Source organism: Nonomuraea sp. IBHARD001, from assembly GCF_056106265.1.
The window spans coordinates 3,264,752-3,280,242 of record NZ_JBWBBW010000002.1; the positions used below are offsets into that span (position 1 = coordinate 3,264,752).

General features: G+C 72.7%; 14 protein-coding genes. 6 read left to right on the forward strand and 8 right to left on the reverse strand.

Features of this window, described 5'->3' with window-relative positions:
• Positions 1-3: 3 nt before the first annotated feature.
• Complete coding sequence (locus tag ACTWNK_RS17115) at positions 4-642, reverse strand: NAD(P)-dependent oxidoreductase (protein WP_474304975.1); 639 nt, start codon at positions 640-642, stop codon at positions 4-6.
• Between the two features lie 100 nt (positions 643-742).
• Between ACTWNK_RS17115 and ACTWNK_RS17120 the strand changes: the two genes are divergently transcribed.
• Positions 743-1,252 (forward strand): MarR family winged helix-turn-helix transcriptional regulator, encoded by a 510-nt coding sequence (locus ACTWNK_RS17120; RefSeq protein ID WP_474304976.1) that lies wholly within the window; start codon positions 743-745, stop codon positions 1,250-1,252.
• Here the strand turns inward: ACTWNK_RS17120 and ACTWNK_RS17125 are convergent.
• Positions 1,239-2,501, reverse strand: coding sequence for a serine hydrolase domain-containing protein (locus tag ACTWNK_RS17125; RefSeq protein WP_474304977.1), 1,263 nt, complete (start codon positions 2,499-2,501; stop codon positions 1,239-1,241). The genes ACTWNK_RS17120 and ACTWNK_RS17125 overlap by 14 nt on opposite strands.
• Before the next feature lie 198 nt (positions 2,502-2,699).
• Between ACTWNK_RS17125 and ACTWNK_RS17130 the strand changes: the two genes are divergently transcribed.
• From ACTWNK_RS17130 to ACTWNK_RS17140, 3 genes are all read left to right on the forward strand, one after another.
• Positions 2,700-3,335 (forward strand): hypothetical protein, encoded by a 636-nt coding sequence (locus ACTWNK_RS17130; protein WP_474304978.1) that lies wholly within the window; start codon positions 2,700-2,702, stop codon positions 3,333-3,335.
• 329 nt (positions 3,336-3,664) lie between these two features.
• Entirely contained in the window at positions 3,665-4,765 is a 1,101-nt protein-coding gene (locus tag ACTWNK_RS17135) for a serine hydrolase domain-containing protein (RefSeq protein ID WP_474304979.1), read from the forward strand.
• A gap of 44 nt (positions 4,766-4,809) precedes the next feature.
• Entirely contained in the window at positions 4,810-5,556 is a 747-nt protein-coding gene (locus ACTWNK_RS17140; RefSeq protein WP_474304980.1) for a DUF427 domain-containing protein, read from the forward strand.
• Here the strand turns inward: ACTWNK_RS17140 and ACTWNK_RS17145 are convergent.
• From ACTWNK_RS17145 to ACTWNK_RS17155, 3 genes are read right to left on the reverse strand one after another with little or no spacing between them, the layout of a single operon-like run.
• Entirely contained in the window at positions 5,553-6,818 is a 1,266-nt protein-coding gene (locus ACTWNK_RS17145; RefSeq protein WP_474304981.1) for a M20/M25/M40 family metallo-hydrolase, read from the reverse strand. The genes ACTWNK_RS17140 and ACTWNK_RS17145 overlap by 4 nt on opposite strands.
• On the reverse strand, positions 6,815-8,620 hold the full coding sequence (locus ACTWNK_RS17150) for a dipeptidyl-peptidase 5 (protein WP_474304982.1): 1,806 nt from the start codon (positions 8,618-8,620) through the stop codon (positions 6,815-6,817). Before ACTWNK_RS17150 ends, ACTWNK_RS17145 begins: the two co-directional genes overlap by 4 nt.
• Before the next feature lie 33 nt (positions 8,621-8,653).
• On the reverse strand, positions 8,654-9,772 hold the full coding sequence (locus ACTWNK_RS17155; RefSeq protein WP_474304983.1) for a C39 family peptidase: 1,119 nt from the start codon (positions 9,770-9,772) through the stop codon (positions 8,654-8,656).
• A 112-nt stretch (positions 9,773-9,884) separates the two neighbouring features.
• Between ACTWNK_RS17155 and ACTWNK_RS17160 the strand changes: the two genes are divergently transcribed.
• Positions 9,885-11,027 carry a hypothetical protein gene (locus ACTWNK_RS17160; protein ID WP_474304984.1) on the forward strand — a complete coding sequence of 381 codons (1,143 nt, stop codon included), beginning with the start codon at positions 9,885-9,887 and terminating at the stop codon, positions 11,025-11,027.
• Here the strand turns inward: ACTWNK_RS17160 and ACTWNK_RS17165 are convergent.
• Complete coding sequence (locus ACTWNK_RS17165; RefSeq protein ID WP_474304985.1) at positions 11,018-12,127, reverse strand: DUF5925 domain-containing protein; 1,110 nt, start codon at positions 12,125-12,127, stop codon at positions 11,018-11,020. The two genes, ACTWNK_RS17160 and ACTWNK_RS17165, sit on opposite strands and share 10 nt — an antisense overlap.
• Positions 12,128-12,199: 72 nt before the next feature.
• Here ACTWNK_RS17165 and ACTWNK_RS17170 point away from each other — a divergent pair, with 72 nt between their 5' ends.
• On the forward strand, positions 12,200-13,381 hold the full coding sequence (locus ACTWNK_RS17170; protein WP_474304986.1) for an amidohydrolase: 1,182 nt from the start codon (positions 12,200-12,202) through the stop codon (positions 13,379-13,381).
• Here the strand turns inward: ACTWNK_RS17170 and ACTWNK_RS17175 are convergent.
• Both ACTWNK_RS17175 and ACTWNK_RS17180 read right to left on the reverse strand, forming a co-directional pair.
• Positions 13,378-14,754 (reverse strand): serine/threonine-protein kinase, encoded by a 1,377-nt coding sequence (locus tag ACTWNK_RS17175; RefSeq protein WP_474304987.1) that lies wholly within the window; start codon positions 14,752-14,754, stop codon positions 13,378-13,380. The two genes, ACTWNK_RS17170 and ACTWNK_RS17175, sit on opposite strands and share 4 nt — an antisense overlap.
• Positions 14,755-14,776: 22 nt before the next feature.
• The gene (locus ACTWNK_RS17180; RefSeq protein WP_474304988.1) at positions 14,777-15,445 is read right to left on the reverse strand and encodes a GntR family transcriptional regulator; all 669 of its coding nucleotides are present in this window, start codon (positions 15,443-15,445) and stop codon (positions 14,777-14,779) included.
• Positions 15,446-15,491: the final 46 nt, after the last annotated feature.

Consider the following 15,491-nt stretch of genomic DNA (forward strand, 5'->3'; position numbering starts at 1 on the left):
GCCTCAGTACGCGGCGGTGAACCTGGCCCTGCTGTGCCGTGGCCGCTCGGCCTCGTCCAGCAGGGCGACGGCCAGGTCCTCCATGGAGATCGCCGATCGGCCCTCGGCGTCGACGAGCAACTCGTCGGCGCCGAGCCGGTAGGCGCCGGTCCGCGTGCCGGGCTCCAGCAGGGCGGCCGGACTCAGATAGCTCCAGTCGACCTCGCGCTCGGCACGGTAGCGTGCCAGCTGCTCGTCGCAGGCCAGGGCGATCGGCCGCCAGCCAGGCGGGAAGGCGGGATCGTCGACGACGGTGGCGCCGCCGGTGCCCGGCACGACGAGGCTGCCCGCCCCGCCGACGGCCAGCACCCGCACACCGGTGCCCGCGAGCCCGGCCAGCAGCCCTTCGGTGGCCTCGGCGAGTTCGTGCTCACTGCCCGGCGCCGGTCTGGTCGCACTGATCACCAGGTCCTGCCCGGCCGCCAGCCTGCGCACGTCGCCGGACTCCGACGCGTCCCCCTGCCGCACCCGGGCCCCGTGCGGCGCCTGGTACGGCTTGGCGGGGTCGCGCACGACGGCGGTGACCTCGTGCCCCCTGGCCAGGGCCTCGGCGACGACCCGCCTGCCGACGTTGCCCGCCGCGCCGAACACGGTGATGCGCATGACCTGCCTCCATGGATAATCTCAACGTTCAGATGGCTGACACTCACTCATTCGTCACCAAGTATCTGAACATTAAGATTATTCCTGTTGAGAGGAAAACATGGGCGACGCGGTCGACGAGGTGCTGGCCCAGTGGCAGCGGGAGCGGCCCGGCCTCGACGTGTGGCCGATGGGCGTCGTGGGCCGCATCTCCCGGCTGTCCAGGCTGCTGAGCTGGGAGATCAAGGACTTCTTCGCCGCGCACGGCCTGGAGAGCTGGGAGTTCGACGTGCTCGCCACCCTGCGCAGATCGGGCGCGCCCTACACGCTCACGGCCGGGGAACTGCTCAAGGCGGCCATGGTCACCTCCGGCGCGATCACCAACCGCGTCGACAGGCTGGAGGCCAAGGGCCTGGTCGAGCGCACCAGGGCCGGGCGCGACCGGCGTTCGGTCTCGATCGTGCTCACCGAGCGCGGCCTGGCCCTGGTCGACGAGCTGGTCGAGCTGCACGTCGCCAACGAGGCCCGGCTGCTGGCCGCACTGGGTCCCGGCGAGCGCGATCGGCTCGCCGGGACCCTGCGTACCCTGCTGGAGTCGCTCGGCGACCGGCCGGGCCCTACGGGCGCTTGACCGTCACCCCGTCGATCCGCTGCGGCGTGTACGGCAGGGCGCCGACGCCCTTGGCCGAGGCGTCGGGGAAGGTCAGGTCGCACAGGGCGTTGAGCGTGTGCTTGGCCATGCCGATGGCGATGAGGTCGTCGGGACCGCTCACCGCCCAGTTCGACAGGTTGTAGCCGTAGCTGACCTGGCGCTTGCCGTCCGGGCTTGACAGGTGCTGTGTGCCCATGCCGATGACCCCGCCGTCATGGCCCCAGAAGCGGCCGCAACCGGTGATGTCGACGGAGTAGATGCCGAGCCCGTAGTCCATCGCGACGTCGGGCGCCAGCTCGATGTCGGGCGAGACCGGCACGGTCGTCTGCATCTGCGCCAGCGAGCCCGACCTGACCAGCTTTCCGGCCAGCAGCTCCCGGTAGAACCTGTTGACGTCCTCCATCGTCGAGACCACCGATCCCGCCACGTCGCCCCACGACATGTCGAACTCGGTGAAGTCGCGCGGCGGGTCCCAGTAGCCGCCCAGCGCCTCGTACGCGTTGGCGTGCGGGCGGGGCAGCTTCGGGGTGGTCGGGAAGAACGTGTCGCGCAGCCCGGCCCGGTCGATCACGTCGGTGGCGATCAGCCGTTCGACCTTCACGCCCGTGATCTTCTCCAGCAGCAGGCCGGTCAGCACGTAGTTGGTGTTGGAGTAGGAACCGGGCGTGCTGCCCGGCGTTCCGGTGGGCGGCCCGGCCAGGCCGATGGCGGCCAGCCCCTCGGAGGTGAACGTGCGGTACTGCGCGTTCTCGATGTCCTGCGGCGAGGTGAAGATGAGCCGGTCGTAGTCGCGGATGTGACTGGTGTGGTTGAGCAGCATGCGCACGGTGATGCGCTGGTCGGTGACCAGGGCGGGCAGGTAGCGCGCCACGGGGGCGTCCAGGCTCAGCCGCCCCCGCTCCACCTGGCGCAGCACGGCGACCGCGACGAAGGTCTTGGTCAGGCTGCCGATGCGGTGGTGCAGGCCGGGCTTGACCGGGCGCCGGGTGGTGACGTCGGCGATGCCCGCCGCGCCGCGCCACTCGCGCCCGCCGTTCCTGACGGTGGAGTAGAAGCCGTACATCCCGGCGTCGTGCACCGCCTGGGCCGTACGCCGTAATTCCTGCCTGTCGAGCCCGCCCCCGGGGCCGGTCGCGGCCTGGGCGCCCGCCTGGGTGGCCGCGACGGGCGCGATGAGCGCCCCGGCGACCAGCAGTGCCCCGGCGATGGCTGTCTTCGGTCGTGACAACGTCGTCTCCTCAGCTCGGAAAGCCAACAGGACGACCATCGCAACGATCTTCCGGAAAAGCCTCCCCATTGCGGTGTAAACGATGGATGTACCTGGCGTGGCGATCTCCTCCGAAGGGAGGAAATGTGGTGAACTCCCGTATTCTCCGCGGCATCGATTCTCGGTGGCATCGGCAGACGGCACAGGAAGGCGGGCACGGTGACGACCAGGGACACCACCACGACGGCCGACGGCCCTGCGGGCACGGACGGCGTCGCCGACGTGCTGGCCCGCTGGTTGACCGAGCTGTTCGCACCGCAGGTCGTCGTCATCGCGATGCCCGTCCTGGTCGGTCTCGTCGCCGACGGCTGGCCGGGTGCCGCCTGGGGCCTGGTGGCGTCGGCGCTGTGCGGCGGTGTGCCCGCCCTCGTCATCGCGCTGGGCGTGCGCTCGGGACGGCTGGACTCGCGTCACCTCGTCGACCGCAGCCGCCGTACCGGGCCGCTGCTGGTCGCGGTCGGCGCGGTGGTGGCCGCGCTGCTGCTGCTCCTCGCGCTCGGCGCGCCCGCGCTGCTGGTGGCCGCCGTCGCCTCGATGCTGGCGGGACTGGCCGTCACCGTGCCGATCACGCTCAGATGGAAGATCTCCTTCCACACCGCCGTCGCCGCCGGGACCGTCGTCGTCCTGTCGCACGTGCTGCCCGCCCTGCCCACGCTGGTGGCCGGGGCGGCGGTGGTGGCGCTCATCGGATGGGCCCGGGTGCGCGTCACGCATCACACGGCCGCGCAGGCGATCGCGGGGGCGTTGGTGGGGGCGGGTACGGCATGGCCTACGCTGGCGGCGTTCGGCTTCTGAGCTGGGTGAGAGGCCCGCTGAGCTGGAGCTCCACGGGCTTGAAGGTGTCACCTTGGCAGTCAGTCCGCCCGTGCGCCCCGATCGGCGACCATGAGGCGGCCGATCGATCGACGATCACTTGGAACGCTCCAATCCTGCGGAGCGACCTCCCGCAGGATGGGAGATGAGGCCGCGGCGACCTGCGCACGGTGCGGCCTCAGGGGGACGGCGCCGTCTTCGGGCGGCGCCGCTCCTTCCCCCGGACCCGGCCACGCGTGTCGAGAACGCGGGCCCGGCTCCGACCACAGGGTGAGGCATCACCAGTGGGCGATCGATGATAGGAAATGACCATGGCCGACCTTCAGCAGCGCGTGCAGCAGACGATCGACAAACTCGTGGAGACGGGCGCCGAGCGCGGCCTCCAGGTGGCGGTCTACCGGGAGGGCGAGCAGATCGTCGACGCGGTCGCCGGCGTCGCCGACCCCGCGACCGGGCGCGAGGTGAGCCCGAGCACGCCGTTCTACAACTACTCCATCGGCAAGGGCGCCACCTCCGCGCTCGTGCACATCCTGGCCGAGCGCGGCCTGTTCGGCTACGACACGCCGGTGGCCGAGCTGTGGCCCGAGTTCGCCGCGCACGGCAAGGGCGACATCACCGTGCGCCACGTGCTCGACCACACCGCGGGCGTGCCCGGCCTGCCGGGCGACACCACGATCGAGCAGGTCTGCGACTGGGACGCCGTCTGCGCCCTCGTCGCCGACGAACGCCCCTGGTGGCCCGCGGGCGAGCGCACCGGCTACCACGCCTACACCTTCGGCTACATCCTGGGCGAGGTCGTGCGCCGCAGCACGGGCAAGCCGATCTCCCAGGTCCTGCTGGAGGAGATCGGCGAGCCGCTGGGCATCGGCGACGAGATCTACTTCGGCATGCCCGCGGCCGAGCAGCCGCGCCTGGCCGTGCTGGAGGACGCCGCGCCGCCCGCCGCCTTCCTGGCCGGGATGCCCGACGACCTGCCGATGTTCAAGGCGGTGCCCAAGCACCTCTTCCCCTCGGCGGACTTCGGCAACAGGCCGGACGTGCTCGCCGCCGACATCCCGGCGGGCGGCAAGACCACGGCGCGTGCCATCGCCAGGATGTACGCCGCCCTGCTCGGCGAGGTCGACGGCGTCAGGCTGGTCTCGCCCGCCACGCTCGCCGCCCTGTCGGCGCCCTCCTTCAGCGGGCCCGACCAGGTGTTCGGCAACGAGGCCACCTGGGGTCTCGGCTTCGCGATCGGCAATCCGGCGCTGGACGCGCAGCCGGGCACGGCGGTGTTCGGCGTGCCCGGAGCGGGCGGCAGCGCGGCCTTCGCCGACACCGCCACCGGCGTCGCCTTCGCCGTGACGAAGAACCGGATGACCAACGGCTTCACCACCGTCGCCGACCTCAGCGCCCTGCTGGAGCAGGCGTAGCGCGCGCCAGGAATACCGGGCGGCCCCGGATGGTTGGCGCGATCATGGAGACGACGACCAGCCGGGGCCGGGTCAGGATCGAGCCGACGGCCAAGCGTGTGCGCGCCTATCTCGGCGGCCAGGTGGTGGCCGACACCACGGCCGCCCTCATGGTGTGGGAGATCCCGCACTACCCCGCCTACTACGTGCCGCTCGCCGACCTCAGGCCGGGCGCGCTGCGCGAGACGGGGGAGTTCAGGCGCTCGCCCAGCCGGGGCGAAGGCCGCGTGCACACGGTCGTCTCGGGCGCCGTCGAGGCCGAGGGCGCCGCGCTGACCTATCCCGACTCGCCGTTCGAGGCGCTGCGCGGTTACGTGCGCCTGGAGTGGTCGGCGATGGACGCCTGGTTCGAGGAGGACGAGGAGGTCTACGTGCACCCGCGCGACCCCTACACGCGCATCGACGTGCTGGCCAGCTCCAGGCACGTGCGCGTGGAGGTCGACGGCGTCACCGTCGCCGACTCGCGCCAGGCCCGCATCCTGTTCGAGACGGGCCTGCGCCCGCGCTACTACCTGCCCAAGACCGATCTGCGTCAGGACCTGCTGACCCCGACCGACACCGTCACGCACTGCCCGTACAAGGGCCAGGCGGAGTATTGGGCGGTCGCGGGCCAGCAGGACCTGGCCTGGTCCTACCGCACGCCGCTGGCCGAGAGCCAGAAGATCGCCGGGTTGGTCGCCTTCTACGACGAGAAGGTCGACGTCTACCTGGACGGCGAGCTCCAGCCCCGGCACGTCGCCAAGAGCGCCTAACCCGCCAGCAGCCGGTTGAGCACGCGCACGCCGAACTCCAGCCCCTCGACCGGCACCCGCTCGTCCACGCCGTGGAACATCCCGTAGTAGTCGAGCGAGGGCGGCAGCAGCAACGGCGCGAAGCCGTAGCCCTTGATGCCGATCGTCGCGAACGACTTGGCGTCGGTGCCGCCCGCCATCACGTACGGCACCGGCCGCGCCGCCGGGTCCTCCGCGACCAGCGCCGAGGCCAGCGTGTCGAAGAACGGCGACGGATACGGCGCGTCCGCCGCCTCCTCAAGGGCGATGAACTCGCGCGAGATCTTCGGCCCGAGCAGGTCGTCGAGCGTGGCGAGGTACTCCTGCCTGGTGCCGGGCAGGAACCTGCCGTCCACGTGCGCCTCGGCGGTCGACGGGATGACATTGACCTTGTACCCGGCGTTGAGCATGGTCGGATTGGCGGAGTTGCGGATCTGCCCCTTGAACAGGGCGCCGATCGCACCCAGGCGCACGGCCTCCGACTCCAGGTCATCGGTGTCGATCGGCTCGCCGATGATGTCGGACAGCTCGGAGATCAGCGCGGCCACGGCCGGGGTCAGCCTGACCGGCCAGCGGTGCGCGGCCAGCCGCGACAGGGCATGGGCCATGGTGGCCACCGCGTTGTCGGCGGCGGGCTTGGAGCCGTGCCCGGCCACGCCCTTGGCGGTGAGCCGCATCCACGCGGTGCCGCGCTCGCCGACCGCGACCGGGTAGACACGCTGCTCGCCGTGGGTGACGCTGAAGCCGCCCGACTCGCTGATCGCCTCGGTGCAGCCGTCGAACAGCTCCCGGTGCGCGGTGACAGCGTGGTAGGAGCCGTACTCGCCGGTCGCCTCCTCGTCGGCCAGGAAGGCGAGCACCAGGTCGCGTGCGGGCCGCCTGCCGCTGGTGACCAGGTCGCGCACGGCGGCCAGCGTCATCGCCACCGTGCCCTTCATGTCGACCGCGCCCCTGCCGTGCACACACCCGTCGGCGATCTCACCGGAGAACGGGTGCAGCCGCCACTCGCCCGGATCGGCGGGCACGACGTCGAGATGGCCGTGCACGAGCAGGCCGTCACGCCGCTCGCCCTCGATACGGGCCACCACCGTGGTACGGCCGGGCGCCGACTCGAACACGGTCGGCTCGACGCCCAGGTCGGCCAGCATGGTCGCGACGTACTCGGCCGCGGGCCGCTCGCCCTTGCCGGGGTTGGTGGTGTCGAACCTGATCAGGTCCGAGCAGATCTCCGCGACGTTCCTCAACGCTCTTCCTTCGCAAACAGCGACCGGTAGAAGGCCAGTTCGGCCTCCAGCACCGCCACGATCGTCTCTTCCCTGCGCCAGCCGTGCTGCTCGCCGGGGAAGGTGAGCAGCCGGTGCGGCCTGCCGAGCCGTTCCAGCTCGGCCACGAACCTTTCGGCCTGCGCCGGATCGACGATAGCGTCCTCCAGGCCGTGCAGCATGAGCACGGGGCCCGACGCGCGGGCGGCGTGCAGCAGCGGCGAGCGCTCCTCGTACCTGGCCCGGGTCCGCGGCAGCGGGCCGATGAGGCCGTCCAGGTAGCGCGACTCGAAGTCGTGCGTCTCGGCCGCCCAGGCCGCCGGGTCGGTGATGGCGTAGTGCGCCACGCCTCCGGCGAAGACGTCGCTGAACACCAGGGCGGCCACCGTCGTCCAGCCGCCCGCGCTGCCGCCCCTGATCGCCAGCCGCCCGGCCTCGGCCATGCCGCGCTCGACCAGGCCGAGCGCGACCTTCGCGCAGTCGTCCACGTCGACGACGCCCCACTGGTGGCGCAGCCGCTCACGGTAGGCCCGGCCGTAGCCGGTCGAGCCGCCGTAGTTGACCTCGGCGACGCCGATGCCCCTGCTGGTGAAGAAGGCCACCTCAAGGTCGAGCACCATCGGGCTGACACCGGTCGGACCGCCGTGCGCGAACACCACGTACGGCGCGGGCTCGCCCTCGCCGATCGGCGGGTAGACGTGCGCGTGCACGCCCTCGACGGTGAGGGCGAACGGCGTGGGCAGCAGCTCCCTCGGCGGCAGCGCCTTGGGCGGCGAGACCACCCGGGGCGCCCTGCCGTCCACCCCGAGCACCACCACCTCGTACGGCGACCACGGCGAGGCCGCGACGCCCGCGACCTGGTCGCCGAGCACCGAGAGCGTGGGCGCCCAGTACCCGGCGTCCACCTGGTAGGCGCTGAGCTCGCCGCTCGCCGGGTCCAGCAGGCCGAGCGACCTGCGTTGCGGCGAGCCGTACATGACGACGAGGCGGTCGCCGGCCGGGGCGAACCAGGTCAGGCCGGGCTTCCAGGCGGCGTCGGCGAACTCGGCCTCGATCGGCGTCAGGTTGCGGCCGGGGGAGCCGTCGAGGGGGACCAGGTGCAGGTTCCACCAGCCGCTCGGATCGGTGACGGCGTACAGGGCTCGCTCGTCGCGCCATTCGGCCTGGGTGACCGACTCCCTGGGGCCGCCGCACACCACGCGGTAGTGACCGGCCGTGCCGTCGGGCAGCAGGGGGGCCACACACAGTTCGGTGCCGTCCCAGGGCATGTTGGGATGGTCCCAGCCGATCCACGACAGCTGGGCGCCTTCGGGGGACAGGCGGGGGTTCATCAGGAAGTGCTGCGCCCTGACCAGGACGCGGACCGTTCCCGAGCCGTCCAGGGGGATGGCGACCAGGTCGCGCGCGGGCGCGGCGTCGTGGTGGGTCTCGCGCACCGCCCACACCTCGTCGCGGCCGGGCGGCAGGTAGAGGTCGGCGTAGCGGTAGGGGCCCGGCGGGGTCAGCGCTTCGATCGCGCCGTCACGCAGGCGGTGGACGCGCTGGTCCGACCACTCGGTGAAGACGAGGCCCGCGTCCGGCAGGGGGCGCCAGGAGCGCCCGCCGTACTCGACCACGCGGTTGCGCGCGTTGCTGCCCGGTGGCAGGACGTCGGTCGTGGTGCCGTCGGGGCGGCGGCGGACCACGCAGCGGCGTCCGCCTTCGGCCGGGCGGGGCTCGTCCCACCAGACCTCGGCGCCTTCCGGGCCGGGGACCAGCTCCACCCACAGCGGACGGTCGTCCACGCGGGCCACATCAAGAGGACTGATGCTCATTTATCACCAATTGCCGTCGGATGGGGGGAGCGGGACCTCGGGAGGGTGCAGGATGTGCACGATTCCGCCGCTGCTGGAGCTGCGCAGCCACACGTTCTCGAACGCGGCCCTCGGATAGACCCGGCGCACCGAGGCGTCGTCGGGCGCGGCCGGGTCGCAGGCGACGACGTCGCCATCGGCGGTGAACCCGGCCACGACCATGATGTGCCCACTGGTGGAGTACCCCGAGCCGGGCAGCTCGCCCTCGTCGAACGACTGCGAGGTGATCACCGGGATGCCCGAGGCGACGAAACGCTCCAGCTCGGCCAGCGAGCGCAACCGCGTCACGAATCCGGCCAGCCCGTAGCGCCCCGCGTAGGCCACGGAGAACGGCCAGTTGCCCGTGCCCTGGTAGCTGTGGTCGTACATGTCGCGTGCCGCGTGGTCGACCGAGGGACAGGGGTCGCCCGGCCGTACCCAGGCCAGCTCGCCCGCCGAAGGCCCGCGCCGCCAGTAGCCGAGCACCATCGTCACCGCGGCCGGGCTGCACCAGTTGTCGCCGCCGCCGTCCCACTGCGGGTAGTGCCCCGCGTGCACCTTCTGTGACCGGCACGGCACCGCGAGCTCCGTCGCCGCCGTCAGCGTGGTCCGGCTCGGCGGCACGCTCGCCCGCCTGGGCACGGCCGAGGCCATCACCGCCAGCGAGGAGACCCGTGCGCCCTCGCCGTGCAGGGTGAGCCTGACCTGGTAGGCCACGACCGGCCTGACCGCGACGAAGGTGTCGACCGCGACGTCCCCGTCGGCGTCGCCCTGGCCGGGCAGCGAGGTGCGGTGGATGGCCGTCTCGCCCTCGGCCCAGCGGCCCATCACGTACCACTTGGTCAGGGCGCCGGCGGCCGTACGGGCGCGTAGTTCGACCTCGATCCAGGTGCCCGGCGGCGTCTCGGCGATCCACGAGGGCACCAGTTCGGTCGCCGGGAAGCCGATCTCGCGTTCCGGTGAGCTCCAGCGGCGATCGGCCCAGCGGCCGTGCCCGTTGCCGAACGGGTCGTGGTAGCCGCTCGTCCCGCTCGCGTACGGCTGCGCGGGGGCGAGCCGGTGCAGGACGACTCTGCCCAGATCGGCGGACAACAGGCTGATCACCTCGCTGATTGTGGTTTCCCGCCTGATGCGGCACATCGGAAGGTTTACGTATCACACGTGGTGATGGAGCCGCGTATCGGTTCTGTCGGTGGCGATCCTTACGCTCCGGGCCATGACGAGCACGACGCCTGCCCTGGCCCTTCCGCACCGCGCGTCCGACGACCCCGCCGCGCTGACCGCCACCCTGCGCCGTCTGGACGCGGGCGAGTTCGAGGACTGGGAGGACCACGGCGAGCCGTGGTGGGTCGGGCACATGCTGGCCGCCGGGGCCGCGGCGATCGGCGGCGCGGCCGGGGTGGCCGCCTGGCTGACCCGCAAGGAGTTCACGCGCGGCGGCCGGGTGTGGCACGACCACAGCGACATGCTGGCCGAGGTGCTCGCCGTACGCCCTCCGGCCTGGCGGCGCGACTTCGCCCGGCGGCTGGCCGGCAGGCTGCGCACGCGGCGGGGCAGGCCGGATCCGATGGCCGCGCTCGCCCTGCGCATGCTCGCCGAGAGCGGCGCGACGCCGCCCGAGCACGACCCGCTCGTCGTGGCCTGGTGCTCCCGTACGGCGCTGCTCGGCAGGATGCGCGCGGACCCGCTGCTGGACGTGCTGCTGCCCAGGCTGTTCGAGGCGGAGGGCGTCGGCAGGCAGTTGCGCGACGAACGCCCGATGCCGGGCAGGCCCGTCGGGTGGGTCAACGTGCTGGTCGCGCTCGCGGGTGAGGGCAGGGTTTCGCGCGCCGCACTGCTCGACGGCTGCGTGCGGCGCTTCCTGCGTGGAGGGGACGCCACCGAGCTGCGCTTCTTCGTCAGGCTGCACGACGCGCTGGCGCCGGAGCCCGCCGAGGTGGGCGCCAGGCTCGGCGACTACCTGCGGCTGATCCACCTGGGACCCGGCACGGTGGCCGAGCTCGCCCTGACCCAGGTGCGCACGGTCGCGGGCGAGCTGGCACGCGAGCAGGTGCTCGACGCGCTGACCGGCCTGCTGTTCAGACCGGAGCGCAAGCTGATCAAGGAGGGCCTGGCCTGGCTCGGCCGCGCGGCGAGCGCCCTGGGACCGCTCGACGACCTGGCGGGCCCGCTGGCGGCCGTGTTCGGCTGCGACACCTACGAGGTGCAGGGCAGGGCGGCCAATCTGGCGATGAAGCACGCGACGGCCTTCGGGCCTGACGGGCTCGCCGAGCTCGGCGCGGCCGTGCGCCTGCTGCCGGTGGCGCTCGGCATCAGGGTCGAGGCCGCCCTGGTCAGGGCGGCCTCGGCTCAGAGGTAGAGCCCCGTCGACTCATCCGACGGGGTGCCGGGCGCGGGAGCGGCGCCCGAGCGCAGCGCGTAGAGCTCGGCCAGCGTCGCGCCCGAAGGCCCGATGCCCGCCGACGTGCCGAGCCAGGAGCTCGCCTCGCCGTGCGGCAGGCGGCCGACCTCGATCTGGGCCAGGCAGCGGCCCGGCCGCACCACGGCCGGGTGCAGGCCGGCGATGTTCTCGTTCGTGGTGATCGCCACCAGCACGTCACGGCCCTGGCCGAGCAGCCCGTCGGTCAGGTTGAGCAGGCGCGACAGGCCCTGGCCGCTGGCCGCCTTCGCGCCCGCCCCGATCAGCTCGTCGCAGTCCTCCAGCACGAGCATGCGCCAGCGCGGCCTGTCCTCCTCGCCGCCGCTGTCGCCGACGGCCACCTCCATCAGGTAGCCGGGGCTGTTGAACAGCAGGTCGGGATCGAGCACGCAGTCCACCTGGCACCACTCGCGCCACTGCCCGGCCAGCGTGCGCAGCACCGACGTCTTGCCGGTGCCAGGCGGGCCGTGCAGCAGCAGGAGGCGGCCGGTGACGTCCTCGGGCGTGGTCGCCATCAGCCGGCCGAGGTCGCCGCGCACGCTCTGCGCGTAGTTGGGGGCGATCTCCTCCCACGGGGGCGAGGTGATCGGCTTGTCGGTCCTGCGGCCGCCGTGACCCGAGTGCCACCAGAAGCCCATGTCGACATGGTCCTGCTCGGGGGCCGGGTCGCAGGCGCCGTCCGTGGCCTCGGCGACGACGAGGCGGGCCAGCTCCTCGCTGACCGCGCTCACACTGACGGTGGCGCTGCGGTTGCGCCATCTGATCGAACGCAGCGTCCAGCCGTCGCCGCACACCAGCCGCGACTCGCGGCCGTCCTCCTCGCTCGCCGCCCGTACGACGCGTCCTTCGGCGGGTGCGAGCGCGGCGTCGGCCTTGACGCGCTCCAGCGAGACCGTGCGCGACCACGGCTGTACCCCGGTCGCGAACGGCGACAGGGCGAGCGCGTCGATCACGTCGACCGGCGAGTCGCCGTCGTCGAGCCAGACGTTCATGGGGAGTTCGGCGGGGGTCGTGAAACGTACCTCCTTCAGCACTGACATGTCGCCAATGATCCCGATCGCCGGGGGCCAGGTCGACCGAATTATTAGTGGTATACCGCTAATATGTCCGACATGACCGATCTCTTGCTCCGTGACGCCCGCCTGTGGGGCTCCTCCGCCATGTCCGACGTCCTGATCAGGGACGGCCTGGTCGCCGAGGTCGGTCAGAGCATCCGGGCCGAGGGCGTCGCCGTCGAGGGCGTCGGCGGCAGGCTGCTGCTGCCCGGGTTCATCGACGCGCACGCGCACGTCGACAAGACCATGTGGGGCGGCCCCTGGGTCCCGCACGACGCGCCGCCCGGCCTGCGCGGCAAGATCTCCAACGGCGTCGCACGCCGGGCCGAGATCGGAATCCCCAGCGCCGACTTCATCGCCTCCCTGCTGCAGCAGATGGTGGTCAGCGGCACCACGCACGCCCGCTCGCACGTCGACATCGACCCCGACGTCGGCCTGGACGGCGTCGAGGCCGTGCGCTCGGCCGTGGCCAGGCTGGAGGGGCGCATCAGCGTCGAACTCGTCGCCTTCCCGCAGACCGGCCTGCTGACCAGCGCCGGTACGGCCGAGCTCATGGCCAAGGCGGTCGAGTCCGGCGTCGAGATCGTCGGCGGCATCGACCCGGCCGGGCTCGACGGCGATCCCGTGCGGCATCTGGACTTCGTGTTCGACCTGGCCGAACGGCACGGCGCCGGGGTGGACGTGCACCTGCACGACGGCGGGCCGCTCGGGGCCTGGCAGTACGAGCTCATCATCGAGCGGGCCCGCGCACTGGGCATGGCGGGCCGCGTCACGATCAGCCACGGCTTCGCGCTCGGCGAGGTCGAGCCCGCCGTACAGGACAGGCTCATCGCCGGGCTCGCCGAGGCGGGCGTCGGGCTGGCCACCGTCGCGCCGTCGGGCGTCGCGCCGCTCCCGCTGGCCAGGCTGCGCGAGGCCGGGGTGCCGGTGGGGCTCGGCAACGACGGCGTACGCGACCTGTGGAGCCCGTACGGCGACGGCGACATGCTGGCCAGGGCCCTCATGCTCGCCCAGCGCGGCGGCTTCGTCAGGGACGAGGAGATCGAATACGCCCTGGAGGCGGCCACGTACGGCGGTGCGCGCATGATCGGGCGTGCGACCGGCTTCGCGGTGGGCGACCACGCCGACTTCGTCGCACTCGACGCGCGCACCCCCGCCGAGGCGGTCTGCGTGCGGCCGGTGCGCTCGCTCGTGGTCAAGGCGGGCCGCGTCGTGGCCAGGGACGGGCGCGTGATCTAGCGCCTGGCGAGCTTCCCGGTCTCGGTGACCAGGCCGAAGCCCGGCACGTCGTTCCAGGTGTAGGCGAGACGGCCGCCGTCCAGGCGCAGTTCGACCGTGCCGGGGACGCAGCCGCCCGAGTCCACCGCCAGGGCGAACGTCAGGGTCTGCGCATCGGCCTTGGTCAGGGTGAGGGTGCCCGCGCAGGTCGTGGAGGCGCCCTTCTCGCTCCAGGCCGCCGTCGTGTCGCCCGCCTTGAGGACGACGCCGTGCTCGGCACCAGGGGAGGCCAGCGGGTTGGTGGACTCGGTGGTGCCCGACCAGTCGCCCGCGAACGCCTGGGGGATCTTCGGCTGCGGCGCCGAGGACTCCTGGGCGACCGGCGTGCCTGTCGGTGTGTCCATCGGTGTGCTCGTCGGTGTGCTCGTGGGTGTGCCGCTCGGCGTCGCGCCGGTGCCGCCGGGCAGGCCCGACCACCACAGGGCGCCTCCCGCCACCACCAGCGCGAGCACGCCCACGACCGCGACGACGGCCACGCGCCCGCCCGCCGGCTTGCGTCCGGCGCTCGGCCGGGTCGGCTCGGGAGAGGACGGCTGATGGCCCGGGGTGACCAGCCGGATGAGCAGGTCCGCCGCCGTGGGGCGTCGCGCCGGGTCCTTGGCCAGACAGGAGGCCAGCAGCGGGCGCAGCCTCGGCGGGAGCGCCGACAGCTCCAGCTCGTCGTACAGGATGCGGTGCAGGACGGCGGGCACCGTCGAGGCGCCGAACGGGGTACGGCCCGAGGCGGCGAACACGATCGTGGCCGCCCAGGCGAACACGTCGGAGGCGTAGGAGGCGGCAGCGCCGTGGATCTGCTCGGGCGCCAGATAGGCGGGCGTGCCGATCAGCCCCGACGTCATCGTGGCCGTCCCCTCGGCCCTGGCGATCCCGAAGTCGACCACGCGCGGCCCGTCCGGGCCCAGCAGGACGTTGGCGGGCTTGAAGTCGCGGTGCACGACCCCCGCGGCGTGAATGGCGGCCAGCGCGGTCGCGGTGCCCACGATCAGGCGTTCCAGCTCGCCCCCGGCCAGCGGCCTGCCGCCCAGCCGGGTGACGCGCTCCTGCAGCGAGGGCCCCTCGATGTACTCGCTGACCACGTACGGCCTGGGGCCGTCGGTCGAGGCGCTGATCACGGTGGCCGTGCAGAACGACATCACGCTCTCGATGGCCGCCAGCTCACGCCGCAGCCGGGCCAGCGTCTCGGCGTCGCTCCTGGCCAGCAGCTTCACCGCCACCTGGCGTCCGGTCCGGTCGTGGGCGAGGTACACCACGCCCTGGCCGCCCTCGCCCAGCCGGGCCGACAGCCGGAACTCGCCCAGGGAGTCGGGATCGTCGGGCGTGAGAGGGGCCACCATGGCGCCAACGGTATCGACGAGGTCAAGCCTCCGCGCGGCGGCGGCGCGTGTGGGTGGCCTGGACCGGGTCGACGGTGGGCAGAACGGCCGCCGCAGTCAGCGCGGACTGCCTGCCGGTGGCCACATGCCGGAGGGCTGCGGCCACCGCCCGGTCGGCGTCGTGCGCGGCCAGCGCGGCATAGAGCTCCTCGTGCTCCTCGCACTGCCGTACGGGGTCGTGGCCGGTCAGCAGGCGCAGGAGCCGGTCCATCCGGGCGTCCAGCGGGCGCATCAGATCGGCCAGCAGCGCGTTTCCCGACAGGCGCATGAGGATCTGATGGAAGGCCACATTCTGCCTGGCCGCCTCCTGGCGGTCGTCGCACGCCACGGCCGCGCGGGAACGATCCAAGCACGCGCGCAACGCCACCAGCCCCTCGGCGTCACCTCGCTCGGCGGCCTGCCGGGCGGCCAGCGCCTCCAGGCTCTCGCGCACGTCGAACAGGTCGGCCACGTCGGAGGCGTCGAACGTGCTGACCACCGCGCCCCTGCCCGGGACCCGGACGACCAGTCCTTCGGCGTCCAGCAGGCGCAGGGCCTCGCGCAAGGGGATGCGCGACACCTCGAGCTCCGCGGCGAGATCCCGCTCGACCAGCCGTTCCCCGGGGCGCAGCGCGCCGTCGATGATCCGCCGCTTGATCGTTTGGTACGCCAAGTCGTTTAATGACCCCCGTGACATGTTGCGGCCTCCGATAGCACGA

Coding starts and splice junctions, on each gene's coding strand:
- ACTWNK_RS17120 (WP_474304976.1), top strand. CDS start 743: ATGGGCGACGCGGTCGACGAGGTGCTGGCCCAGTGGCAGCGGGAGCGG.
- ACTWNK_RS17115 (WP_474304975.1), bottom strand. CDS start 642: ATGCGCATCACCGTGTTCGGCGCGGCGGGCAACGTCGGCAGGCGGGTC.
- ACTWNK_RS17160 (WP_474304984.1), top strand. CDS start 9,885: ATGACGAGCACGACGCCTGCCCTGGCCCTTCCGCACCGCGCGTCCGAC.
- ACTWNK_RS17135 (WP_474304979.1), top strand. CDS start 3,665: ATGGCCGACCTTCAGCAGCGCGTGCAGCAGACGATCGACAAACTCGTG.
- ACTWNK_RS17165 (WP_474304985.1), bottom strand. CDS start 12,127: ATGTCAGTGCTGAAGGAGGTACGTTTCACGACCCCCGCCGAACTCCCC.
- ACTWNK_RS17140 (WP_474304980.1), top strand. CDS start 4,810: ATGGAGACGACGACCAGCCGGGGCCGGGTCAGGATCGAGCCGACGGCC.
- ACTWNK_RS17170 (WP_474304986.1), top strand. CDS start 12,200: ATGACCGATCTCTTGCTCCGTGACGCCCGCCTGTGGGGCTCCTCCGCC.
- ACTWNK_RS17175 (WP_474304987.1), bottom strand. CDS start 14,754: ATGGTGGCCCCTCTCACGCCCGACGATCCCGACTCCCTGGGCGAGTTC.